This is a genomic window from Devosia elaeis, from assembly GCF_001650025.1.
Taxonomy (GTDB): Bacteria; Pseudomonadota; Alphaproteobacteria; order Rhizobiales; family Devosiaceae; genus Devosia; species Devosia elaeis.
Genome location: NZ_LVVY01000067.1, coordinates 72,209 through 96,357, shown reverse-complemented (window position 1 = coordinate 96,357; position 24,149 = coordinate 72,209). Strand labels below are relative to the sequence as shown.

24 protein-coding genes are annotated in these 24,149 nt (G+C 63.6%); 6 read left to right on the top strand and 18 right to left on the bottom strand.

Annotated features, from left to right (window positions below; translation table 11 throughout):
* Positions 1–120: 120 nt before the first annotated feature.
* Both A3840_RS05395 and A3840_RS05390 read right to left on the bottom strand, forming a co-directional pair.
* Positions 121–1,125 (bottom strand): YcjF family protein, encoded by a 1,005-nt coding sequence (locus tag A3840_RS05395; protein ID WP_245676552.1) that lies wholly within the window; start codon positions 1,123–1,125, stop codon positions 121–123.
* An 8-nt stretch (positions 1,126–1,133) separates the two neighbouring features.
* Complete coding sequence (locus A3840_RS05390) at positions 1,134–2,582, bottom strand: YcjX family GTP-binding protein (protein WP_067453038.1); 1,449 nt, start codon at positions 2,580–2,582, stop codon at positions 1,134–1,136.
* A gap of 160 nt (positions 2,583–2,742) precedes the next feature.
* Between A3840_RS05390 and A3840_RS05385 the strand changes: the two genes are divergently transcribed.
* The gene (locus A3840_RS05385; RefSeq protein ID WP_067453035.1) at positions 2,743–4,725 is read left to right on the top strand and encodes a PhoX family protein; all 1,983 of its coding nucleotides are present in this window, start codon (positions 2,743–2,745) and stop codon (positions 4,723–4,725) included.
* 45 nt (positions 4,726–4,770) lie between these two features.
* Here A3840_RS05385 and A3840_RS05380 read toward each other — a convergent pair whose 3' ends face one another.
* Together A3840_RS05380 and A3840_RS05375 are read right to left on the bottom strand one after the other, a co-directional pair.
* A complete protein-coding gene (locus A3840_RS05380; protein WP_067453032.1) occupies positions 4,771–5,682 on the bottom strand; it encodes a homoserine O-succinyltransferase in 912 nt (303 codons plus the stop codon).
* A 74-nt stretch (positions 5,683–5,756) separates the two neighbouring features.
* Positions 5,757–6,623, bottom strand: a complete 867-nt coding sequence (locus tag A3840_RS05375; protein WP_067453029.1) for an ATPase — start codon at positions 6,621–6,623, stop codon at positions 5,757–5,759.
* Positions 6,624–6,861: 238 nt separating this feature from the next.
* Here A3840_RS05375 and A3840_RS05370 point away from each other — a divergent pair, with 238 nt between their 5' ends.
* The 3 genes from A3840_RS05370 (at position 6,862) to A3840_RS05360 (ending at position 12,548) form a co-directional block, all read left to right on the top strand.
* The gene (locus A3840_RS05370; RefSeq protein ID WP_067453027.1) at positions 6,862–8,631 is read left to right on the top strand and encodes a flagellar hook protein FlgE; all 1,770 of its coding nucleotides are present in this window, start codon (positions 6,862–6,864) and stop codon (positions 8,629–8,631) included.
* A gap of 63 nt (positions 8,632–8,694) precedes the next feature.
* Positions 8,695–10,533, top strand: coding sequence for a flagellar hook-associated protein FlgK (gene flgK / locus A3840_RS05365; protein WP_067453025.1), 1,839 nt, complete (start codon positions 8,695–8,697; stop codon positions 10,531–10,533).
* A 14-nt stretch (positions 10,534–10,547) separates the two neighbouring features.
* Positions 10,548–12,548 (top strand): hypothetical protein, encoded by a 2,001-nt coding sequence (locus A3840_RS05360; protein ID WP_067453022.1) that lies wholly within the window; start codon positions 10,548–10,550, stop codon positions 12,546–12,548.
* 70 nt (positions 12,549–12,618) lie between these two features.
* Here the strand turns inward: A3840_RS05360 and flaF are convergent, their stop codons facing one another.
* The 8 genes from flaF to A3840_RS05320 all read right to left on the bottom strand — a co-directional run bounded on the left by flaF (position 12,619) and on the right by A3840_RS05320 (position 19,456).
* Positions 12,619–12,993 carry a flagellar biosynthesis regulator FlaF gene (gene flaF / locus A3840_RS05355; protein WP_067453019.1) on the bottom strand — a complete coding sequence of 125 codons (375 nt, stop codon included), beginning with the start codon at positions 12,991–12,993 and terminating at the stop codon, positions 12,619–12,621.
* Positions 12,944–13,369, bottom strand: a complete 426-nt coding sequence (flbT, locus tag A3840_RS05350; RefSeq protein WP_067453016.1) for a flagellar biosynthesis repressor FlbT — start codon at positions 13,367–13,369, stop codon at positions 12,944–12,946. Before flbT ends, flaF begins: the two co-directional genes overlap by 50 nt.
* 120 nt (positions 13,370–13,489) lie before the next feature.
* Positions 13,490–15,271: a flagellin N-terminal helical domain-containing protein gene (locus tag A3840_RS05345; protein WP_067453014.1), complete on the bottom strand. Its 1,782-nt coding sequence runs from the start codon at positions 15,269–15,271 to the stop codon at positions 13,490–13,492.
* Between the two features lie 228 nt (positions 15,272–15,499).
* Positions 15,500–16,891: a flagellin N-terminal helical domain-containing protein gene (locus A3840_RS05340; RefSeq protein ID WP_067453011.1), complete on the bottom strand. Its 1,392-nt coding sequence runs from the start codon at positions 16,889–16,891 to the stop codon at positions 15,500–15,502.
* Between the two features lie 211 nt (positions 16,892–17,102).
* Positions 17,103–17,444, bottom strand: a complete 342-nt coding sequence (locus A3840_RS05335; RefSeq protein WP_067453008.1) for a hypothetical protein — start codon at positions 17,442–17,444, stop codon at positions 17,103–17,105.
* Between the two features lie 100 nt (positions 17,445–17,544).
* Entirely contained in the window at positions 17,545–18,012 is a 468-nt protein-coding gene (locus tag A3840_RS05330) for a hypothetical protein (protein ID WP_067453005.1), read from the bottom strand.
* A complete protein-coding gene (locus tag A3840_RS05325) occupies positions 18,009–18,332 on the bottom strand; it encodes a rod-binding protein (RefSeq protein WP_067453002.1) in 324 nt (107 codons plus the stop codon). Before A3840_RS05325 ends, A3840_RS05330 begins: the two co-directional genes overlap by 4 nt.
* A complete protein-coding gene (locus tag A3840_RS05320) occupies positions 18,332–19,456 on the bottom strand; it encodes a flagellar basal body P-ring protein FlgI (protein ID WP_082903671.1) in 1,125 nt (374 codons plus the stop codon). The genes A3840_RS05325 and A3840_RS05320 overlap by 1 nt, the downstream gene beginning before the upstream one ends.
* 228 nt (positions 19,457–19,684) lie before the next feature.
* Between A3840_RS05320 and A3840_RS05315 the strand changes: the two genes are divergently transcribed.
* Positions 19,685–20,122 carry a flagellar assembly protein FliX gene (locus tag A3840_RS05315; protein WP_082903668.1) on the top strand — a complete coding sequence of 146 codons (438 nt, stop codon included), beginning with the start codon at positions 19,685–19,687 and terminating at the stop codon, positions 20,120–20,122.
* Positions 20,123–20,269: 147 nt separating this feature from the next.
* On the top strand, positions 20,270–20,686 hold the full coding sequence (gene dksA / locus A3840_RS05310) for an RNA polymerase-binding protein DksA (RefSeq protein WP_067452999.1): 417 nt from the start codon (positions 20,270–20,272) through the stop codon (positions 20,684–20,686).
* Between the two features lie 56 nt (positions 20,687–20,742).
* On the opposite strand, the gene A3840_RS05305 is transcribed toward dksA, so the two are convergent.
* From A3840_RS05305 to A3840_RS05280, 6 genes are all read right to left on the bottom strand, one after another.
* Complete coding sequence (locus A3840_RS05305; protein ID WP_067452998.1) at positions 20,743–21,162, bottom strand: YciI family protein; 420 nt, start codon at positions 21,160–21,162, stop codon at positions 20,743–20,745.
* Positions 21,163–21,321: 159 nt separating this feature from the next.
* Positions 21,322–21,735, bottom strand: coding sequence for a hypothetical protein (locus tag A3840_RS05300; RefSeq protein ID WP_067452995.1), 414 nt, complete (start codon positions 21,733–21,735; stop codon positions 21,322–21,324).
* Positions 21,736–21,917: 182 nt separating this feature from the next.
* A complete protein-coding gene (gene csgH, locus A3840_RS05295; protein ID WP_067452992.1) occupies positions 21,918–22,301 on the bottom strand; it encodes a curli-like amyloid fiber formation chaperone CsgH in 384 nt (127 codons plus the stop codon).
* Between the two features lie 56 nt (positions 22,302–22,357).
* Positions 22,358–22,792 (bottom strand): curlin, encoded by a 435-nt coding sequence (locus A3840_RS05290; protein ID WP_067452989.1) that lies wholly within the window; start codon positions 22,790–22,792, stop codon positions 22,358–22,360.
* Between the two features lie 139 nt (positions 22,793–22,931).
* Positions 22,932–23,282 carry a VOC family protein gene (locus A3840_RS05285; RefSeq protein ID WP_067452985.1) on the bottom strand — a complete coding sequence of 117 codons (351 nt, stop codon included), beginning with the start codon at positions 23,280–23,282 and terminating at the stop codon, positions 22,932–22,934.
* Between the two features lie 38 nt (positions 23,283–23,320).
* Positions 23,321–24,145, bottom strand: a complete 825-nt coding sequence (locus tag A3840_RS05280; RefSeq protein ID WP_067452982.1) for a helix-turn-helix domain-containing protein — start codon at positions 24,143–24,145, stop codon at positions 23,321–23,323.
* Between the last annotated feature and the right edge of the window lie 4 nt (positions 24,146–24,149).

Genomic DNA, 24,149 nt, shown 5'->3' with positions numbered 1-24,149 from the left:
CTGAGGCGGAATCCGCCTCGGGGCTTCCATCGACGTTTCGAACCCGGAGGTTTTTATGCCGTCCGGCGCTTCGGCACGCGTTGCGGAAGGATGTTTGAAAGAGCTGGAGACGATCGGCGCCTAGCCGCTTTTCCCCGCATCCTGCGTCACCTTGACCAGTTCGGGGATGAAATCCCGCACCATGGGCTGGGGCAGGGTTTCGAAGGGCAGGGGACGGACGACGCGCATGGCAGCGATGCCGACGCGCACGGTCATCAGGCCGTTGACGACGCCCTCGCCGAGGCGGGCCGAGAGCTTGGCGGCCAGGCCCTGGCCGACGAGTTGCTCCACCACGCCATCGGTGAGCACGAGGCCGCCGGTGACGGCCAGATGCGCCAGCACCGAGCCCGACAGGCGCAGGAAGCCGAAAAAGCCCGGACGCGCGCCGTAGAGCGCGGCGATGGCGCCGGCGAGGCGGATGCTTTCATAGATGACGAAGGCGATGTCGATGAGAGCGCGCGGCGAGACGGCGGTGACCAGGGCCACCCGGCGGGCGGAGGCCGCGGTCAGCGCCTTGGCGCGGGCATCGAGCGGCGCCATGAGGCTGCGTTCGGCCAGAGTGACGACCTCGTGCCCATCGAAGAGATTGGGCAGGTGGCCATTGACGGTGTCGCGGGCGCGGGCGAGATCGGCGCGGCCGGCATAGACGCCGTTGAGATGATCGACGACGGCGCCGGCGCGCTTGCGGTCATTGTCGGCCACGGCGCGGGCGGCATCGGCCTTGAGCGCATCGAGGACGCGCAGGCGGCGCAGGGCGAGGAATTCGCGCAGGACCAGGGCCAGGATGGCGATGATGAACGCGCCGAGCACGCCCAGGCCGATATAGCCGAGATATTCATTGCTCGCGAAGAGGTCGCGGATCAGCCGGTCGGCGGCCAGGCCCAGGCCGGCGGAGACCAGGATGCCGCCCGTGGTCCAGGCGAGCCGCGATATCCAGCCCATGCGGCGGGGTGGGGGAGCGATCAGTTCCGGATCAGGCTCCGGCTCGAAGGCGATCTCGACGATTTCGGCGCGGTCGGGGGTGAAGGCGCGGGGCGCGCGCGTGGTTTCGCCGGCTTCGTCGTTCCGGGTAATGGTATGTGCCACGGGCCGCTTCATGCCATCCAGTCTCCGATGAGATAATCGAGCGCCCGGTCGAGCCTTATATGGGGCAGGACCGGATCGCCGGCGGCATTGCGTTCGAGCCGCTGCGGCGGGGCGAAGCGCAGGAAGTTGAGCGCAACGGGCTGGCCGTTCTCGAACAATGAATCCGGACGTTCGGGCAAGTCACCGGGAAAGAGAGCGATTTCGGTCTTGCCGTCATAGGTCGTCCCGTCGAGCATTTCGCCCGCGAGGGGTGTGCCGATCAGCGTGGGCAGGGTTTCGCCATGCTCGCGGATCGTGCCCTCGCTGGTGGCGCGGATGCCGGCCATGGCGATGGAGCGGGTCTGGGCGCCGGCGAAGCGGGCGCGCTTGGCCGCGCTGGCCACCAGCCGGTTGAGAATGGCTTCCAGCCGGTCGTGACTGGTGTGGTGGACGTGGTCGGCCTTGGTCGCGGCGAAAAGAATGCGGTCGATGCGGCGGGAGAAGGGGCGCAGCAGCGGATTGGCTTCGCCCTGGCGGAAGCAGGCGAGAACGGCGGTGAGCGCTGTCTCGAGGTCGCTGACAGCGGCGGGGCCGGTATTGAGGGCGCGCAGCGTATCCACCAGCACCACCTGCCGGTCGAGGCGGGCGAAATGGTCGCGGAAGAAGGGCCGCACGACCTGCGCCTTATAGGCCTCGTAGCGGTTCTCCAGCATGGCATGGAGGCTGTTCCGCGCCTGTGCCGGGCGCTGCGGCAGGGGCGCGAAGGTGAGGGCCGGGGAGCCTTCGAGGTCGCCGGGCAGCAGGAAGCGGCCCGGGGGCAGCGTCGAGAGCGCGCCATGCTCGCGGGAGCGCCGCAGATAGGTGGTGAAGGCATTGGCCAGCCGCTCGGCGTCGGGATCGTTGGCCTGCTTGCCGATATCGGTGCCGTCCAGCTCGCGCAGGAATTCGGCGGCCTCGTCGGCATGGCCGGGCTGGCGGGCCCGGTCCAGGGCCTCGGCGCTCCATTCGGCGAAGCTGAGGCCCAGCAGGGGCAGGTCGAGCAGCCATTCGCCGGGATAATCGACGATGTCGAGATTGAGCGTCGCCGGGCCGGTCATGCCGGACCACCATTTGGCCGATTGGTATTTGAGCACGATGCGGAGCTGGGAAATGCGGCGGGTGCTTTCCGGCCAGGTCGGGGGATTGGCCGTCAACGCGGCCAGGTGCTGCTCATAGGCGAAGCGGGGAATGGTGGCGTCGGGATATTCGGCCAGCCGGGCGCCGATGAAGCGGCCATCGGCCAGCGGCGCGAAGCCGGGCAGGCGCCCTTGCGTCAGCAGGTTATGGACCAGGGCGGTGATGAAGATGGTCTTGCCGGCGCGGCTGAGCCCGGTCACGCCCAGGCGCAGGGTCGGCGTGAAGACGCCGGTGGCGCTGTCGGCGAGGTTGGACAGGGCGATGCCCAGTTCGTCGGTAATATGGGTCGGCGGCTGCGGCAAGGCTGAATTCCTCTGGTTTCTGCAAGGTAGGGCCTGGCACCGGCAATGCAAGGGCGATGCGTCGTCATGCAATTGTCATTGCGCTGTTACGGGCGTGTCAGGCGCAGCGCCTACCTCCTGCCGGTCCGCCTCGACAGGCGGTTGCTGTGAGGAGCACCCGATGAACGACCAGACCCCGATCTTCAAGACCTCCCAACTCGAAGCCGCGGACGCCGAGCCGCGCAACATGTCCGCCAATCCCACCATGGGCGAGCTGATCAGCGCGCGCTTTTCGCGCCGTGGCTTTCTTAAGGGGTCGCTCGCCGTCTCGGCCATTGCCGCTACCGTGAGCCCGCTGGCCATCCTGACCGCCGGCGACGCCAAGGCCGCCGGCAATTCCGCCTTCTCGTTCACCGAGGTCGAGGCCGGCATCGACGAGACCCACCATGTCGCCGAAGGCTACGACGCCGATGTGCTGCTGCGCTGGGGCGATGGGCTGTTTGCCGATGCCCCCGAATTCGACCCGGCCAATCAGAGCGCTGCCGCCCAGGCGCGCCAGTTCGGCTACAACAACGATTATGTCGGCTATATCCCCCTGGACGGCTCGGACGAGCATGGCCTCCTGGTGGTGAACCACGAATATACCAATCCGCATTTGATGTTCCCGGGCCTTGTGACCCTTGCCGAAGGCGAGATCACCATGAACCCGCTCTCCAAGGAGCAGGTCGATATCGAGCTGATGGCCCATGGTGGTACCATCGTCGAAATCCGCAAGGTCGACGGCAAGTGGCAGGTGGTCAAGGACGGCCAGTACAACCGCCGCATCACCGCCGAAACCGAGATGCTGCTGACAGGTCCGGCCGCCGGCCACGACCGTCTCAAGACCAATGCCGATGCGACCGGCACCAAGGTCTTCGGTACCATCAACAATTGCGCGGGCGGCGTGACCCCCTGGGGCACCTACATCATGGCCGAGGAGAACATTCACGGCTATTTCGGCGGTGAACTGCCTGCGGATCATCCGGAAGCGGCCAATTACGATCGCCTGGGACTGCCGGAAGGCTCCTATGAATGGGCCAATTTCTACGACCGCTTCGATGTCTCCAAGGAGCCGAACGAGCCGAACCGCTTCGGTTATATCGTCGAGGTCGATCCCATGGACCCCAACTCGGTGCCCAAGAAGCGCACCGCGCTTGGACGCTTCAAGCACGAAGGCGCCGAGTCGATCGTCAGCAAGGACGGCCGGGTGGTGTTCTATCTCGGCGACGACGAACGCTTCGACTATGTCTACAAGTTCGTGACGGCGGGCACCTACAACCCCGACGACCGGGCCGCGAATATGGACCTGCTGGACGAAGGCACGCTGTACGTCGCCAAGTTTGCAGAAGACGGCAGCATGGAATGGATGCCGCTGGTCCACGGCCAGGGTCCGCTGACCGAAGAGAACGGCTTTGCCAGCCAGGCCGATGTGGTCATCGAAACGCGCCGCGCCGCCGACCTGCTCGGGGCAACCAAGATGGACCGTCCGGAAGACATCGAGCCCAATGGCAGCAATGGCAAGGTCTATGTCATGCTGACCAACAATACCCGCCGCGAGGCCGATCAGGTCGACGCCGCCAATCCGACGGCCAAGAACGCCTTTGGCCACATCATCGAGATTGCCGAAACCGGTGGCGATTTCGCTGCCGAAACCGGCACCTGGGAAATCCTGCTCAAGTGCGGCGACCCCTCGATTGCCGAAGTTGGCGCGACCTTCTCGACCGACACCACGGCCAATGGCTGGTTCGGCATGCCGGACAATTGCGCCGTCGACAGCGATGGCCGCCTTTGGGTTTCGACGGACGGCAACAGCCCTTCGGCTACGGGCCGCACCGATGGCCTCTGGGCCGTGGACACCGAAGGGGACGCGCGCGCGACCTCAAAGCTCTTCTTCCGCGTGCCGGTAGGCGCCGAAATGTGCGGACCGGTCTTCACCGATGACGGCGAAACCCTGTTTCTTGCCGTGCAGCACCCGGGCGATGGTGGCGACGACTGGGAAGGTTTCGGCCGTCCGTCCTATTACGAAGACCTGTCCACCCGCTGGCCGGACTTTGACGATGCGATGCCGGTTCGTCCGTCCGTTGTCGTCGTCACCAAGCAGGGTGGCGGCAAGATCGCCGTCTGATCGGCCGCATGCCGCAAAGGAGAAGGGGCCCTGCAGGGCCCCTTTTTATGCGCCGATCTCATCCAGCCTGTAGGGCGTCGTCTGGTAAATCTCGTTGATCCAGTTCTGGAACAGGAGATGGGCATGGCTGCGCCAGCGGTTTTCCGGCTCACGGCTGGTGTCGCCATTGGGGAAGAGATTGGCCGGTGGTGGCGTATCGAGCCCGGCCCGGATGTCGCGATCATATTCGTCGGCCAGGGAGCGGTTGTCATATTCCAGGTGGTTGAGGAAATAGACCGCCCGCCCATCCTTGCGTTCCAGCATGCACAGGCCAATCTCGGGATTGTCGATCAGGATATCGAGCCCGTCGCCGAGGCTGTCCCGGTCGATGTCGTTATAGCGCGAGACCGGGATCATCGGGCTGTCGGACAGGCCGCGCAGCCAGGGCGAGCCGGGCTTCAGGACCTGGTGACGGAAAACGCCGAAAGCCTTCTTGTCCATGCGGTAGCGGCGCGTGCCGTGGAAATGGTGCAGCGCCGCCTGCGCGCCCCAGCAGATGAACATGGTATGGTGCACATTGGTGCGCGTCCATTCCATGATCTCCAGCATTTCAGGCCAGTAGCGCACCTCCTCGAAGGGAATGTTGGCGACGGGCGCGCCGGTGACGATGAAGCCGTCGAACTTGCGCTCCTTCACCTCTTCCCAGGTCTGGTAGAAGGAATTGAGATATTCCTCCGGGGTGTGCTTGGACTGATGCTCGGTGATGCGCACGAGGCTGAGATTGATCTGCAGCGGGGTGGAGCCGATCAGCCGGGCGAACTGGGTCTCGGTGCGCTCCTTGTTGGGCATCAGGTTCAGGAGCCCGAATTCGAGCGGGCGGATGTCCTGCCGCGCGGCGCGGCTGGAATCCATGACATAGACGCCCTCCTGTTCGAGGGTCTTTCTGGCGGGCAGGTTATCGGGAATTCGAATAGGCATGACAGCCTCTTAGCTGGGTGCAATGAGAAAACGATTCAAGCCTGGCGCGTCTTCCGGGTGTCCCGGAAGACGCGCTAGCGCATTCGCTTCTCGATTGCAGCGGCGACCAGATCGACGAATTCGTCGCCATCGCGGACGATGGCGAGGTCCGAAGCTTCCACGACATAGCCGAAATTGTCAGCCAGCGCCTGGTAGCGGGGCAGACGGTTATGCAGCAGCGCCTCGAAACCCCAGGCGCCGAAACCGGCGGGGTTCACGTCATTGTCGTCGTGGATGCCCTGGATCAGCTTGTATTCGGCCCATTTCTCCAGGAGGAATTCCGGCCGGTAATACATCGGCTTCGGCGATTTGCGGAACCGCTTCACCAGGTCGGCCGCGTTCTCTTCCGTGCCGCGGATGTAGATCAGCGCCGTATGCTCGGCGAGGGTCCTGACCACGGGGTCTTCCGGGTCGGCGGGATCGATGACTTCGATCAGCGAACCGCCGGTATCGGCGATGAAATTGTCGTAGTCGTAGAGCGCCTTGGCGCGCTCGATGAAATAGGGCAGGTCGCCCAGGGCGGCGATCTCGGCGACGCGGTGCTGTTCCTGCCGGCGCTGATATTCGGGCAGGGGCAGGCCGCCGCGATTGGGATCGCCGGGAGTGCCGAGATAGGTCGACAGCGGGTCGAGATTGTCGAAGGTGATGTTGGACGAAATGTAGATCGAATCCGTACGCAGCAGCTGCGCCAGGAACGGCACCTTCATGGCTTCGCGCTTGAAGTTGTCGACGATGAATTCGCCCATATAGCGCGTGCCGATGCGATAATCGGCGGAATAATGGAACCAGTGATTGGCGCGCAGCATATTGGAAAGCCGCGTCTTGCCGACGCCGGCCATGCCGAACACCGTCACGGCGCGGCGCGGCGCTTTCACGAATTCATCGACGCTGGAAAACAGCATGGCGGCCCGGTTCGTCCCTTTGGCGTGTCAGCAGCCGATTTACGCGAATGGTCCGGCTTTCACAAGCAGGCGGCAAAATCTGCCCCATGGCCCGGACTCTCTTGCCGCCTTGTTGCCGCATTTTGCGCGGCGCCCCGCGAAAAGATCAATGAAATCAATGCTTGGGTCACTTGGCACTGCCTTTGCATTGATCGGTCCGAATGCGTCACGGGGCGCGACCGGGTTTACGGAGTGACAGATGGGTATCTATGGGGCTCTTTCCAGTGCGGTGACCGGCCTGCGGGCGCAGGCGCACTCGCTGGAGAATATTTCGGGCAATATCGCCAATTCGCAGACCGTGGGCTACAAGCGGATGGAGACCAGCTTCATGGATCTCATCCCCGATGCGCCGCTGAAGTCGCAGGTGCCGGGCGCCGTGCTCGCGCAGTCCCGTGCCACCAACAATCTCCAGGGCGACATCCAGACCAGCGCCAACGAGACCTATATCGCGCTCAATGCCAATGGCTTCTTCGTGGTCGAGCCCAAGGTCGGCCAGTCGGACGGCAATTCGGTGTTCGCCGGCACGAACTATTTCACCCGGCGCGGCGATTTCGAGATCGACAAGGACGGTCTGCTGGTCAATGGCGCCGGCTATTATCTCAAGGGGCTGCCCATCGATCCGGCCACCGGCAATATTTCCGGCTCCGTGCCGGAAGTGATCAAGCTCTCCAATGCCTATCTGCCGGCCAACGTCACCAAGACGATCAACTACCAGGCCAACCTGTCGCAATTGCCCAAGACGGCCAATTACAACAAGAACGTCTATAACAGCGAGCTTCTCCAGTCCGCTCATTACGGCTCCGGCCCCTGGCAATCCGCTGCCGTTGCCGGCACCACGGCCGTCGTGGGGACCGATCCGGCCATCAATCATATTGCCGATCTGAGCAATATGAGCTTCACCATCAACGGTAAGCCGACGAACTTCGTCTTCCATGACAATGCCGATCCGGTTCCGTCCGGCGGCACGGCCATCAACCTGGCCGGAAAGACGCTGGAGGAGGTGGCCGCGGAAGTTCAGACCGTGCTGCGGAATACGGGTGGGGCGGCGCAGGACGTCAATATCAGCGTGGCCAATGGTGTCTTCGAGGTCGATCTCGGATCGGATTATCACGCTTCGTTCAGCGTTTCCGGCACGGCCGCGGATGCGCTGGCGGTAACCGGCGTTTCGTCCACGCCGTCGCGACCCGACGTGCTCGCCATCACGGCTGACGAGGCCGACAATTTCGTTGCCCAGTCCATTTCGGGCGGCGCCATTACTGTCTATGCCCATAACGGCGCGCCCGTGAACGTGCAATTGCGCTGGGCCAAGGTCGACAGCGCCGCCGCCGGCGGACAAGACACCTGGCAGCTCTTCTATATGTCCGACAGCAATGCGGCTGGCTCCGGCGTCGAGTGGAAGGCGGTGACCGCCGGCGATCCGCCCACGCCCGAGCAATACAAGTTCAACAGCAGTGGCTCGCTGGTGGGCGCGGGCAAGCCTTCGGTCACCATCGAGGACCTGACCGTCAATGGCGTCTTTATCGGCGATGTCGAATTGGCTCACCAGGTCAATGGCATTACCCAGTTTGCCGACGTCAACGGCACGGTGAGCGTGTCCACGCTGAACCAGAACGGCTATGGCGCCGGCGAATTCCTTTCCGTGGCCATCACCGATTCCGGCCGCGTGGTCGCCACCTATTCCAATGGCGAACGCATCGAAATGGCGCAGGTGGCCACGGCCCAGTTCAATGGCGTGAATTCGCTGAAGCGGCTGGATGGCGGCGTCTATCAGTCGACGGCGGAATCGGGCGAACCGATCTTCGACCTGTCCGGCTCGGGCATTATCGGTGGGGCGCTGGAAGCGTCCAATACCGATATCTCGGACGAATTCACCAAGCTGATCATCACCCAGCAGGCCTATTCGGCGTCCACGCGCATCGTCTCGACTGCCGACGAGATGCTGAAGGAAGCGTTGAGCATGGTGCGCTAGGCGCGTGCTGAATAATGGGTTCGGGGCTCTGGCCCCGGACCGTCTTTGGTTCGGGGGCATGCAATGGGTCTGATTTCGTCGCTTTCCAATGCCGTTTCGGGTCTGCGGACCAGCCAGGACTCGATTTCGATCCTGAGCCGGAACGTGGCCAATGCCGGCACGCCGGGCTATCACAGGCAGACGCTGAACGTCGTCGACTACAGCTCGGCCAATTCGTCCTATGCGCGCACCGTCGGCATCAACCGGGCCTTCAATCAGAGCCTGCAGACTTATTACAATCGGCAGGTTTCCGACGCCTCCTCAGCGGCGGTGACCGGCGATTATCTCAACAAGCTGCAAGGCTTCCTCGGCAAGCCGGGTTCCAGCGGCTCGCTGGATACGATGTTCGGCTCGTTCAAGAATTCGCTCCAGGCACTGGCCACGAGCCCGGACGATTATCCCGCGCGGGCTAATGTCGTTGCCGAGGCCCAGGCCATGGCGCAACGGCTCAACATGCTTTCGGGCATGGTCCAGGAGCTACGCCAGGAGACGGAAACCCAGATCACCAACAATGTCACCGAAGTTAATGCGATGCTTGTCTCGCTCAACGAGGTGAACAACCGGCTGCTCGATCTGGGAATGACCGATACAGCGCGCGCCGCCTTGCTCGACCAGCGCGACCGGCTGGTGGCCGGCGTGGCCGGCATTATCGACGTGCAGGCCGATTATCGCGCCAACGGCACCGTGTCGCTGATGACGCGGTCCGGCGTGGGGCTGATCGACAATGGCGTCAGCACCTTCCAGTTCACCTCGGCCGGTGCCTTGTCGCCGAGCGCACTAGCTGACACGAACAGCGCCGACAGCCGCGTCGGCACGCTGCAATTGGTCACGCCGTCGGGGCTGACCATCGACCTCGTGCGCCAGGGCGTATTGCAGGGCGGCGAACTGGCCGGCCTGGTCGAGTTGCGCGACAGGACGCTGGTGGAAGCGCAGAACCAGCTCGACGAAATCGCTGCCGCTCTCGCATCGGCCTTTTCGACGATCACCACGCCTGGCAGCGCCGCCAGCGATGGCAGCGGCCGCACCGGGCTCGTGTCCGAAATTTCCCATCTCCAGCCGGGCAACGACGTCTCTCTGACCTATACCGTCAACGGCGCCGAGCAGCGGGTTCGCATCGTCCACAGCACCGATGGCGAGGATTTCATCGATTCCAGCGGGCAGCGGGTGATCTCGGTGGACTTGTCCGATGCCGGCGCTGCGGCGGCTATCCTCAATGCCAAGCTGCCTGGCCTCGAGATCACCAGTCCCGGTGCGGGGCAGTTGCAGGTGCTCGACGACGGCACTGGCGGCATTCGCGATGTGACCGGCCTCACCAGCCGCGGCACTGCGGGGGGCATGCAGACCGGCGAATTGGCCATGGCACTGTTCGTGGACCAGAGCGGCACCCCCTTCACCGGCAACCGCAACACCAATCCCCCGCAAATCCTCGGTTTTGCCGCGCGGATCACGATCAATCCCGCGGTCCTGTCGGATAATCGCCTGCTGGTGCAATACGATATCGACCATACGCTGGGCGATGCCGCCCGGCCGGAATATGTGCTCAAGCAGTTGAGCTCGATGAACTTCGTTTCGGGCACGACGCCGGCGGCCAATGCCGGGCGCCATCCGCTCAATGGCAATGTCGAGCAATTGATCGGCCAGGTGTTGAACTATCAGGGCACCACGATCGGCTCGGCCCTGTCGCAACGCGATGACCGCCTGCTGACGCTGGACACGATCACCAGCCAGATGGAAACTGAGTACGGCGTCAACATGGACGAGGAAATGGCGCGGTTGACCGAGCTTCAAAGCGCCTATGCCGCCAATGCCCGCATCGTGGCGGTGGTCAAGGAATTGCTCGATACGCTGTTCCGGTCGACCTGAGGGAGTAGGGCATCATGATCGTCAACAAGTCGATGTTTCCCCTGCAGACCGGTTTTGGGGTCATCTCCAAGATGCAGGACAAGTTCGCCATGCTGCAGATGCAGCTTGGCACGGGGATGAAGGCTCAGACCCTGGCCGATATGGGGCGCGACCTGCCGGTTTCGCTTTCGGTGCGCTCGCGGCTCAGCACCATTTCCGGATACAATGCCAGCATCGAGCAGGTGTCGCTGCGCCTGACCTTCTACGACAATGCGCTCAGCCGCATGGACAAGATCGAGAGCGAGGCGCGCAATGCCGCCCGCCAGGGTCAATACGGTACCAACAACATCAACATCTCCACCATCGCGGCTCAATCGCGGGCGCGGCTGGACGAGATGGTGACCATGCTCAATTCCGACGTCGGCGGGCGTTACCTGTTCGGCGGTGCGGTGACCGACAAGGCGCCGCTGCCCGATACCGATACGCTGCTTTTCGGCGCCGGTGGCCGGGCGGGCTATCAGACCATCGTGACGGAGCGCAAGGCAGCCGATGCCGGTGCCGACGGGCGGGGGCGCCTCGGGGCCAGCATCGACCCCCTGACGCCCCATATCGTCTCCGTGGCCGAGGATGGCGTGCACCCCTTCGGCTTCAAGCTCTCCACCATCAGCACGACGAGCGGCGCGGTGAGCGTCACCCAGCCGCAGCCGGGCGTCGCGCCGCAGGGCGACCGGGTCTCCATCACCTTCGCACCGCCGCCGGCCGAGCAGATCCGTCCCGGCCAAACCATTACCATGGGCTTCACGCTCCCCGATGGCACCGAGACGCAGATCACCCTGACCGCGACCGATGCCGCCAATGCCACCGGCGCGCCCGGCGAGTTCGTCATCGGTGCGGACGACGATCCCGATATCGCCGCGGCCCAGACCGCGCAGGCTTTCACCGATGCGTTTCACGCCAGGCTGGAACAGGTCGCCGAGAGCGAGCTGGCGGCGGCCTCGACCTTCGCGGCCGCGGAGAATTTCTTCAACGCGGCGGGCGAGCCGGTGCTGCGCGTCAGTGGCGATCCGGCGACGGCCACCGCCCTGCGCGTGGCCAGCCCGAATGACACGATCATGTGGTATACCGGCCAGAGCGCTGCCGTTTCGGCCGTAGGCATGGGACGCCTCGAGGCAGGCCGTACCTATGATGCGCTGACCGCCACGGCTCAGGTTTCGCTCACCGAGAAAGTGCCCGTTTCGGCGGCCCATGGCTTTCGGATCGCCAATGCGGTGACGACGGTTTCCGATGGCGGCACCAGCCCGGCCACCACCCATGTGGCGGGCAGCCCCGCCTCGATGTCCGTCGCCTTCGATGGCACCGAGCAGCCCGGGGATTCCATCACCCTGACGCTGCGGGAGCCTGCGCCCAGCAATCGCAGCCGCGAGGTTACCCTGACCGCCGTGTCGGGCAAGGCCGGCCCGGGCCAGTTCACCATTGGCGGCTCGGTCGAGGAAACGGCGGCCAATTTCGAAAAGGCCATGCTGCGGTCGGTGACCGAGGCGGCGGCCGATGCCGAGGGCAATCCGCGTCAATCGGTCAGCGCCTTGGTGGAGGATTCCGGTCGTGTCAATTACGGCATGCAGGCCAATGAGAGCGGCTATCTGCGCATGATGCGCTCGTTCGCGGCCATGTCAGTGGAGACCTATCCGGAAATCACCAATGCCAGCGATCCGAACGCGCCCGATCTCGATCCGGCCAAGCATCGGTTCGACGCCATGGCGCGTCGCCAGCAGCTCGAATTGTCCGAAGCGCGCAATGTCGAGCGGGGGTCGATCGAACTCGTCGCCATGGAAATCGGCGTCGCCTGGTCGGCCATGAATGCCGCCCAGGAGCGTCACACCAATTACAAGGCGCAGCTGGACAACCTGCTCAGCGACGTCGAAACGGTAAGCAAGGAAAACGTGGCCATGGAGATCATGGCGCTCCAGACACGCCTGACCGCGAGCTACCAGGTGACCGCGATGGTCAGCAAATTGAGCCTGGTGAACTTCCTCTAGCGCACCACCAAAGCCACAAATGAAAAGGCCCCGCATTGCGGGGCCTTTGTGCATTCGATGGAGGCTCGGCTCACATGCCGCGCAGGCCGGCGGCGATCTGGCGATTGAGGCGGACCAGCACCTCGAGCTGCCGGGGCTGGGGATTGATGTCGATAAGAATTTCGCGGGTCTGGTTCAGGATGAACATGCCCAGATTGGCGATGTTCTGGCGCACATCGTGGGGCAGGGGACTATCCTCGCGCGTGACCGAGGTCATGAAGATGGTCCATAATTTCCGATTGAAGGTCAGTGCCGCCTTGAGGTCCTCGTGGGTGGCGTGGTCCCACTCGTCCCGGATCTTCTGCAGGCCGGCCGCCGCCTTCATCAACAGCGCCGATTCACGTTCACGCGGGGACTCAACGACCTTCGCCGTCTGTTGGTACGCCTGAGCGCCCTGAGGATACATGATTGAGCAGGTCCTGTTCGTATTCGATAAGCTTTTGTGCGGCTTTGAGTGCCTTGTACAAAGATCCGGTTAATATCTCGTTATTGATTTGGTCGAGATAGCGGTGAGAACTGGGCACGGCTGCCAAAAAGTCCTTGGCGAGATCGAGAAGCGCCTGCCGCGCTTCGTTGGAATCCTCGTCGATATACATCAGCTGCACCGCAAGATAGATGCGCTTTGCCGGTGTATTGGCGGTCTCCGCTGTCAGGATGTCCTTTTCCCGGAGGATGGGGGCATTGCCGTCGATGAACAGGCGGGTGCGCTGATCGGAATTGGTGACGATGCAATTGCCGATAAGCAGCTTTTCGCCGGGCTTGAGTTCGACCTTGAGCGCCATACCGCATTTCTCCGGGTGAATCGGACTGGATAATGTTTCCTAGCCCTACATTGCCGCAAAAACAACGAAGGCGGGCATTGGCCCGCCTTGCTGTATAAACCGCGTTCGGGGCCCTGCGGCCTATTGGAGCAGTTGCAGGACGCTCTGGTCGGCCTGGCTGGCCAGGGACAGCGAGGAGGAGCTGAGCGACTGGCGGGTCTGCAGGGCCAGCAGATTGGCGGCTTCCTCGTTCATGTCGGCCAGCGTCAGGTTGGCTGCGCCGGTCTGCAGGGTATTGGCCATTTCCTTGGTGAAGTTCTGGCGGTTCTGCACGATCGACAGGTTGTAGCCGAAGGAAGAAGCCTGGGACCGCACGCTGGCCAGGGCGTTCTTCACCCCATTGAGCAGGCTGTCGATATCGGTGTCGGCGTCCAGGTCCTTGGCAATCAGGTCGTAGAGGCCGAGATTGGCGGAGTTCAGCGCATCGCCATCCTTGGTCTGGATGTCGATGGAAGAGGTGCCGTTCTCGTTGAACGTGATCTTGAGGTTGTCGCCACGCAGCAGGTTGATGCCGTTGAACGAGGCGTCGTCGCTGAGCTTGTCGAGCTGGTCGCGCAGCTCGTTGAACTGCTCGGCCAGGTCGGCACGGACGGTGTTGCCGGTGATCTTGGCGGCGCCGAACGACGTGCCGTCGATAATGCCCGAGGAGGTCACGCCGGCGATATCGAGTTCCTTGGTCGACAGGTTCTCGATGCGCAGCTGGCCATTGTCATTGCTGGCGCGGATCTTGGTCTTGAGATTGGAATCACGGTTGATCTCTCGAACCAGCTCATCGACGGTCTTGACGGCAAAGCTGCCGGTGCCCGGATCGACGGCGGTGCCCGAAGCGGGGATGCCATCGGTGGTCGCGCCCGCCGCGATATTCATCGTCGAGAGGCCGGTGCCGTTCAAGGTGAAGTTCTTGCCGTCGGCGTTGGCCAGCTCGATGGTGCCGGCATTATTGGTGGCGACGACGCCGGCGGCCTGTGCGGCGGCGGAATTGTTGATGGCGTCGCGAATGGCATCGCCGTTCTGGGTCGCGTCGTTCGCTGCGGCGGTGGCCGGCACGTTGACGGTCAGGCCATTGATGGTGAAGGAGAACGCGGCCAGCGCGCCGCCGGCAACCGGGCCGGTGCCGTCGCGGGTGGCAGGCGTCGCGGCTTCGTCGGTGCCGCCAAGGCCGATATATTCCAGCTCGGTTCCTGTAACGACGACTTCCTCGGCCCTGGCGCTGGCAATTTCAAGCTGGCCGTTGGAGACGCGGGCGGAGACGCCGCCATTGTCGCTCAGGGTGGCGATATGGGCGTTGATCTTGGCCGACAGGGTCTGCACCGTATCTGCGGCGGTGAAGGCGACGGTGATCGGCGTGCCGCCGTTCAGGCTGTCGGTCTGGATTTCCAGGGTGCCGGCCTTACCGGCGGTACCGCCATTGATGAAGCCGTTCTGCCCGGTCACCGCGTTCTTGTGCAGGCTGATGCTGCCGGGCGTCTCGAAGGCGCCACCGGTAAAATCGAGATTGCGCTGCAGGCCGACGCCGATCGTGTTGGGATCAAGCGTGAAGGAATCGGTCTGGAAGCTCTTGTCCTGGCGCGCCTGGCGCAGCGTGGACTGCATCGATTCCAGGGTCTTGGTGATGGCGGTGAGGCCGTTGTCGGCGGCTTCCAGCGTCTGGATGCCGTTGGCCATCGAATCCATCAGGGCATTGAGGTCGCCGGCACGGGCGTTCAGCGCCGAGGCGGTGAAGAAATTGGTGGGATTGTCCAGCGCCGAATTGACCTTGTTGCCGGTCGCGAGACGCTCCTGCGTCTTGGCCATCAGGCTGGCGGTGTTCTGGAGGGAAAGCAGGTTCGACCGAACGGCTTTCGAAAGTGAGATATCGGACATGGTGCTTCCTTGACTGCAGCGCCGACAACCGGCCCATCCTCTACTGAGGCTGCAACATTGGTACCGCATCGAATCCTAATGCAGCGTTAACCATGTTTGTTGGCGAAGCGGTAACCATGCCGATTAGGACATTTTTTGGCTTCTCGCGATGCCTGGGGCAGGGGCCTGGGCCAAAAAGAAAAGGCGGGCCGAAGCCCGCCTTTCCGATTCTTGCTGAAGCGCTTGCGCTTAGCGGATGAGCTGGAGCACCGACTGGTCGGCCTGGCTCGCCAGGGACAGCGAGTTGGACGACAGCGACTGGCGGGTCTGCAGGGCCAGCAGGTTGGCGGCTTCCTCGTTCATGTCAGCCAGCGTCAGATTGGCGGCGCCAGTCTGCAGCGTGTTGACCATGTTCTTGGTGAAGTCCTGGCGGTTCTGCACGATCGACAGGTTCGAGCCGAAGCTCGAGGACTGCGAACGGACGCTGTTCAGCGCGCCCTTCAGGCGAGCCAACTCATTGTCGATATTGGTATCGCTGTCCAGGGTGGCCTGCTGCATGAAGGTCTCGATGCCGAGATTTGCAGAATTGATGGCCTCTTCACCCTTGGTGTTGATGTCGATCGACGAGGTGCCGGTCTCGTTGAAGGTGATGGTCAGCTTGTCGCCGCGCAGCAGGTTGATGCCGTTGAACGAGGCGTCGTCGGCCAGCTTGTCGAGCTGGTCGCGCAGCTCGTTGTACTGGTCGGCCAGCCCGGCGCGAACCGAGTTGCCGTCGATGGTCGCAGCGTTGGCCGTGCCGACGGTGACGTCAAGATCCTGCGTCGAAAGGTTTTCGATGCGCAGCTTGCCGTTGTCGTTGGAGGCGCGGACGAGGCCCTTGGTGTTGCTGTTGCCGTTGATGGCGGTCACCAGGTCATCGACGCTGGCCGAGGTCGGGGCAGTGGCATCGGTGGCGGTGGTGGCAAAGCCGGTACCGGCAACGTCTGCCTGGACCGAGAGAGCCTCACCATATTTCGACACGATTTCGATGCCGTCACCGTCGCTGTTGAGGCGAGCGGTGAAGCCCTTGCCACCATCGGCCGCCTTGAGAGCGGTGTTGATGCTGGCCATGGCCTCTTCCATGGTGGCGCCCGTCTCGATGGTGACGTCGAGAGCGTCGCCGCCGTTGAGGTTGGCGCTGGTCAGGCTCAGAGTGACATCGGCAGCCGGCTCTGCATAGGTGCCGCCCGTCACGGCCAGCGGGCCGACATCGGACACGTCGCTCGCGAAGGCGCCGCCAGAGAAGGACACCGAAGCAGTCGAATTGTCGATGGTGAAGGACTGGGTCTGGAAGCTCTTGTCCTGGCGCGCCTGACGCAGGGTCGACTGCATGGATTCGAGCGTCTTGGTGATGGCGGTCAGGCCATTGTCAGCGGCTTCCAGGGTCTGGATGCCGTTGGCCATCGAGTCCATCAGCTGGTTCAGGTCGCCGGCGCGGCTATTCAGGCCGGCGGCGGTGAAGAAGTTGGTGGGGTTGTCGAGGGCGGAGTTCACCTTGTTACCAGTAGCGAGACGCTCCTGCGTCTTGGCCATCATGGCGGAGGTGTTCTGAAGGGAAAGCAGGTTCGAGCGAACGGCCTTCGAGAGCGAGATATCACCCATGGTACTCAAGTCCTTTTCTAGGATTACGCATACTAAGACACCTCTTCCTGAGGCTGGGCCAATCCTGCCCGCGCGGCCTCTAAAGAAGCGTTAAGCGGCTGATTAAGACTTAGGCAAATTCGCGCGCCATGAGCCGGGCGCGGGCAGCAAAAAGCCCCGCGTGGCGGGGCTTTGACGCGTGGCGGCTCCAGCCGCGTTCACGCGTCGTTAACTATACGAGAATGTCCCGGAGGCGGGCGGCGGATTCTGGGGGAATTTCGCTGGCGCCGATGCGGCGCATCAATTCGTTCATGGTCTTGGGCACGGGGGGCAGCGCGCCGGCGATGACGGCGGCGGCGAAACTGGCCGAACCGCTGCGGGCGGGGCGCGGTGCAGGCGGGTCGTCCTGCTTTCCGGGATGCTGACGCCGTTCTTCCTCGCGCGACAGCACATCGCGCTGCCGGGCGGCATTGCCGTCGGGCAGGGCGGGGCGACGCTCTGCTTCGGCGCGTTGACGGTAGCCTTGCAGATGCGTGGTACTCGACGAAATGGGCGTAACATGGGTCGCAGCCATGGACCTTCCCCCGAATGCACCTCTTCAGGGGAAGGCTAGGATTGCATGTCCTAGCTATGCGTGAGCATCGGCCAGGGCATTTAAGTCAAATTGGTCGCGATCACAGCGCGCGGTTGACGGTCAGGCCCCGCGCGGCGGCTGCGGGGTCGGCCGCTACCTGCCCGCCCGTGCCATAGGTCTTGGCGCGGTCCTGCTGGCCCACCAGGCGGGCGACGTCGGTGAGCACGTCCTCGGTCACGGTCTTGGCCGTGGCCAATACACGCAGGTTCTCGGCCATCTGGGTGGCAAGGCTTTCATGGCCGGCGCGCAGCCGTTCCAGCGCGGCCGGGGCTTCGGCGGCGAGGCGCTGGTTCTGGCGCTGGACGGCGCGAGCCAGGGTCACATAGTCTTGTGCGAGGCGCGTCTTGTCCGGCGTCAGCCGCCCGGCCTCGCGCATATGGCCGGCGCGCAAAAGCGTCGTTTCCTGGTTCATCACATCGACCAGGGCAGCCAATGCCGTTTCGGCATGGTTGCACAAATCTTCGGCCGGCAGGGCGTCGAGGGCGGCGAGGCGTGCGGCAGCGGTCATTTTCCATATACTCCGGTACTGGGAAACATCATTGTTCTTGAGGCATTGGCGGCTTCCTGGGCAGCAAGCATTTCGCCCATCAATTGATCGGCGATGCCGACGCCGCCGCTGCGGGCCATGGCATTGGCAAGCTCCTCGGCCTGCATGGAGCGCCAAGTCTCCTCGCCGAAGCCGCCGCCGAAATTCTCGTCGGCACCGAGGCCGGAAAACATCTGCTTGGTCAGAAGGTTGAGGAAGACGCCTTCCAGCTCCTCCGCCTGCTGACGGACCTGCAGGATTTGTTGCGGGCTGAGCGAGCCGGCCGAACCGATCGGGTTCATCACAGCACCTCGATTTCGGCCTGCAGGGCGCCGGTGACCTTGATGGCCTGCAGGATGGCGATGAGGTCGCGGGGCGAGATGCCCAGGGCATTGAGGCCGTCGACCAATTGCTGCAGCGTCACCGATTCCGGCACGACCTGGAGCGCAGTGTCGAACTGGTTGACGTTGAGCGTGGTATTGGGTTCCACCGCGGTCTGGCCCAGGCTCAGCGGATTTGGCTGCACCACTTCGGGATTTTCGGCGATGGTCACGGTGAGGTTGGATTGGGCCACCGCTACGGCCGAGACGCGCACATCCTTGCCCATGACGATGATGCCGGAATTCTCGTCGATGACGACCTTGGCCGGCTGGTCGGTCTGCACGATCAATTGCTCGATATCGGTCAGCAGGTCGACGATATTGCCATTGAAGCCGCGAGGCAGGGTGAGGCGCACCGTGGCCGGGTCTTCGGGCACGGCGGTGGGTACGCCGATAAAGTCGTTCACCGCCAGGGCGATCCGCCGCGCCGTGGTCAGGTCGGGATTGCGCAGGGCCAGGCGCAGCGAGTGTTGCGAGCCGAGATGGAAGTCGATTTCGCGCTCGATCAGTGCGCCGGCGGAAATCCGGCCGGTCGTGGGTACGCCGGAAACCACGCTGGCTGCGTCGCCCTGGGCCTTGAAACCGTTGATCGAGACCGGCCCCTGCGCGATGGCATAGACTTCGCCATCAGCGCCCAGCAGTGGCGTCACCAGCAAGGTACCGCCCTGCAGGCTTCCGGCATCGCCCAAGGCAGACACGGCCACGTCCATACGCGAGCCCTGCGTGGCGAAGGGGGGCAGGTTGGCGGTAACCATCACGGCGGCAACATTTGCCGTGCGCACATTCTCGCCCTGCGTATTGACGCCGAGCCGTTCCAGCATGGATTGCAGCGATTGCTTGGTGAAAGGCGAATTGTTCAACCTGTCGCCGGTGCCGTTGAGGCCGACCACCAGACCATAGCCGACGAGCTGGTTCTCGCGGACGCCCTCCATGTCCACGATATCCTTGATGCGCGCCGGGGCGGCCTGGGCGGCCGAGAGCGGCGTCAGCACCAGGGCCGCGCTCAGCGTTGCGGCGATAATGGATCGGAACAGGCGGTTTGGCATTTTCTTCCCCGGCTGATGCCGCTCCATCCCCATGGTGCGGCCTTCGCCAGGATCAGTGCCAAAAGCATGCCAGTCTCGGTTCTATCCTGTTAACTTATTGCAATTTCAGAGTTTTCTGTTTCGGAATGGCCGAAATTTCCGCGCGATGCCGGCTGGGTGAGCAATTCTTGCCGGGCAAGTTAAGGTCCTGTTAACCCTGCCCCGGCAGATTTTGCCCAGGTTCCCTCCGTGAGCGAGTCCGTCTTTTTGCGTATCGATGCCACCAATCGTCCCAACAGCGTTGCGGGCCGGCCCTCGGCGGGGCGGGCGGGCGGCGCGCCTGCTTTCATGCCGGCGGGGGACCAGGGCGCCGCGCGCATTGCCAGTGCCGGGCCGCTGGCGCCGGCGGCGGGACTCGATGCCATCCTGGCCCTGCAGGCGGTGGGCGATTTCCGTGAGGGGCGTCGGCGGGCGGTCAGGCGCGGAGCGACCTTGCTCGATCTGCTGGAAGAATTAAAGGCGGACCTGCTGGTCGGGCAGGTCGGAGCGGGGCAACTCGACGCCCTTGTCACCCAATTGCAGGGCCTGCGCGAGCGGGTCGAGCCGGGCCTCGACGCGATCATCGACGAGATCGAATTGCGCGTCCTGGTCGAGCTCGCCAAGCAGGGGCGCTACCCCCAATCCTGATCTTGCGTCATCAACTTGTCGTCACCTTGCCGCTATGGGCGTCTTGCGGGACGATTCAGACGTTAACGAGTCGTAACTTGCATGCTTGCCGGGGGCTTTCGACCCGCCTATATAGGCCGCCGAGGGGTATTGGAGTTGAGTCTGCTCATGTCTTCGGTTGACGTTACGGACTATCGGCCCAGCGAGGACGAGACGTTCATGAACCCGCGGCAGCGGGAATACTTCCGGAACAAGCTTCTGGGCTGGAAGGATGAAATTCTGCGCGAAAGCCGCGTCACTCTCGAAAATCTGCAGGAAGAGAGCCAGAACCATCCGGACATGGCCGACCGCGCCAGTTCGGAAAGCGACCGCTCCCTGGAATTGCGTACGCGGGACCGGCAGCGCAAGCTGATTTCCAAGATCGACGCGGCGCTCAAGCGCATCGATGACGGCACCTATGGCTATTGCGAGGAAACCGGCGATCCGATCGGCATTGCCCGGCTCGATGCCCGGCCCACCGCCACGCTGAGCCTGGAAGCGCAGGAACTGCATGAACGGCGCGAAAAGGTCTATCGCGACGAATAGGCCGAGCAGCAAGCAAATAGGAAAGCCCGCAGCGATGCGGGCTTTTATTTTGGCGCTCAGCGGCCGGCCCGCTCGCGGTTGCGATCGTGGATGGCCTGGACCTCGGGGGTCATCTGGGCGTTGAAATCGTCCAGTTCATAGACGGGGCGAATATCGATGGCGCTGTCCTCGAGCATGGGATTGGGGCAGCGCTTCACCCATTCGACCGCCTCGTCCATGTCCCGGACTTCCCAGATCCAATAGCCGGCCACCAATTCCTTGGTCTCGGCAAAGGGGCCATCGATCACCGAACGGTCGGAGCCGGAAAACATCACGCGCTTGGCGGCGCTGGTCGGCTTGAGGCCGTCACCGCCCAGCATGATGCCGGCATTGATCAGTTCCTCATTATACTTGCCCATGGCCTCGAGCATTTCGGTGGGCGGCATGCGGCCATTTTCGCTGTCTGCAGTGGCCTTTACGAATACGACGACGCGCATTTGTCGATCTCCTGTCCCGAAGGCGAAATTGCCTTCCTGCTCAACCGACGAACACGCATTGTCGGCTTCGACATTTTTTCTGCGCCATTTTTGCGCGCCTCAGGCCAAAACGAAAGGCGGGGCCGTTTGCCCCGCCCTTGCGCCGTGATCCGGTGAAGATCAGAAGCCGAAAACCGTGGTGATGCCGGACTGGCCATTGCCGTTCTGCACGCATTGGGCATTGGTCGCCTGGCCGAACTGGAACAGCCCGCAGGAATTGTTGTTGCCGTTCTGGCTGATCGTGCCGTTATGGCCGTTGCCGTCCTGGAAGATCAGGCCATGATTGCCCCAACCGTTCTGGCTGATGCCGGCCGAATTGCCGGAGCCGTTCTGGTAGGCATTGGCGCCGGTGCCCGAGAGGCCCTGGAACAGCGAGAATATCTTGAGGCCGGTGCCCAGCGCCTGGGCCTGGTCCGGGTCGGATGGCGAAAAGCCGATGGCGATCTGGCCGCCGGCCATGGCGGGGGCGGCGGCGAGGCCCAGCATGGCGGCGGTGAGGGCGGCGGCGATGTTGCGGGTGAAGCGTGTGGTCATTTCTCTCTCCGAAGTGGTTTCGTTCCCTGTCTGCTGGTCTCTCCAGCGCATGGTGAGAGATTGCCCGGGCGCGCCTGAACTCATCCGGAGTGGCGTGTTCAGACGGCGTTCACCATTTTCGCCCGGCAAGAAAAAGCCCCGCTCGATGGCGGGGCAGGTGGTGAGGCGCGTGAGAAAGCGATTCAGGTCTGGGTCGCAAATTGCTGGGAGCAATCGTATTTCTTGCCGCCGGTGGTGATCGTGAAGTCCACCTCGATATTGGCGCCGGCATTGACGCTGACCTTGCCGAGCGAGACCGGCATGCCGGGCGTGGCGGAAAACTGTCCCCCCTGGTTGATATTGCTGGAGCCCCCCGCACCCTGGCTCTTGAGGGCAAAACGATAGTCGCCGGTCAGTGCCTCGGGGCTTTGCAGCACGCCTTCGACCGACAGCATGCCGTTCGCATTGCTGGTGCTGACGCCGCAGGCCAGGCCGTCGGCGGCGGTGCCATAGGCATTGGCGGCCATGCCGGCGCCGCCCAGGGCCAGAAGGGCGATCAGGCCAAGTTGAGCCGTGGAATGAAGCATCTTTTCCTCCTCTGGGAAAAAGCAGGCCGGCTATGCGCCGGCCCGGTTCGGTGCTGTTACGGGCAGGCCTGCACGAAGGCGCTGACATTGCCCGAGCCATGCTGGACCACATTGGCCGAGCAGCCATTGCCCACCTGCACGCCGGCCGCGACATTGCCGTTGCCGTCCTGGGTCAGGATCGAGGTGTGGTTGCTGCCGAACTGGCCGATACCGGCGGCATTGTTCCAGCCGTCCTGGCTGACGTCGCCATAATTGTTGTTGCCCTGCTGGCCGATGGCCGAGGTGTTGTTGCCGCCATTCTGCTGGCTGATTGCATTGTTCCACCAGCCATGCTGCATGGTGCCGAAGGTATTATTCCAGCCGGACTGGCCGCCACCGACCTGATTGCCGAAGCCATATTGGTCGATGAAGATGTCGTTGGACATGGCGGGCGCAGCCGAAACGGCGATGGCGGTGGCGGCCAGGGTGGTGATGATGAACTTGCGGATCATTTTGGTCTCCTGTGTTGCGGTCCCTCCGACCGCGTTGATGGAGACGTTTCTAGAGGGGTGATTTGGAACCGGTCCTGAAGCGGGGCTTCAGAAAGTGTTCATCATCGTGGCGACCGGGCGGCCTGCCGCCCAAGCCCTGTCAGCGGTTTTCCGCCTGCTTGAGTCCGAAGATCGTGCCGTTGGGGTCGCTGGCATAAGCCAGCCGGCCCTGGCCGGGAATGGCGTTGATGTCGCCGGCCTGCCGTCCACCCGCCGCCACGATCGCGGCCAGGCTCGCCTCGATGTCCTCGACCCCGAACCACACGATGGTCGATTGGCTCTGGAATTTCCGATCCATGACCGCGCCCAATGGCCCGGCCGCATTGCCGAGCAATGTATAGCCGGGCAGGAAGGGCGATGGCGTGGCCACGAGGCCGAGCGCTTCGGCATAGAAGCCGGCAATGGCCTCGACATCGGCGGCGGTGATTTCGAAATGGACGAAAGTGGTCATGGCGATCTCCTGATTGGAACCGGAGACAGCCTAGCGGCCTAGCCATCCGCCTTCTTGGATAAATCCGGGCCGTCATGCATCATCCGGGCGATGCCGTTGAGCGTCTGTCGGAACTGGCGGGGCGAGACGCCGGTGAAGCGCCGGAAATCGCGATTGGCATGGGCCTGGTCGTAATAGCCTTCCAGCAGCGCCAATTGCGCGAGGCCGCCGCCACGCTCCTCCCCCAGCACCGAACCGACCAGGGCCTGGTAGCGGGCAATCATCAGGGCAGTCTTGGGCGAAATGCCGATATGGACCTTGAACAGGCGATAGAGCCGGTCTTCGCTCACCCCGGTCCTGTCCGCCCAGCTCCGCGCATCGGCCGGCTTTTCGCCGAGCAGGGCATAGGCACGACGCAATATTTCCACGATCCCGACAGGGATGGGGTTGAGCCGGGCCAGCAGCATGGTGTCGAGCCGCTCCACCGCGGCGCGCGAAATGCCTGCGGCGCGGATGCCCGCCAGCAGCGGGGCTCCATCGGGCAAGGTGTCGAGCGCCATATGCCGGTCGATCGCGCAGGGCAGGCCAAGCGCGGCCGGGCCGAACGGACTGAGTTGGGCGGCCACAAGATGCACCTGTCCGGTCTGCCCGATCAGCACCGGGCCCGTGGCGATGCCGGTCAGGCCGCTGCAATTGGGCTCTTCGCCGCCGGTATGCGGGTCCTTGCGCCAGCCCTCGTCGCCGAGGCTGAGCAGCAGGGTCGGCCTGCCATTGGGCACCAGGATTTCCTCGTGCCGGCGTTCGCCGAGATCGGCTTCGATCAGCCAGAAATGCTCGACATAATCGGCCAGACCCGGCGACGGCGGAAACCGCTCATAGCGCATCGGC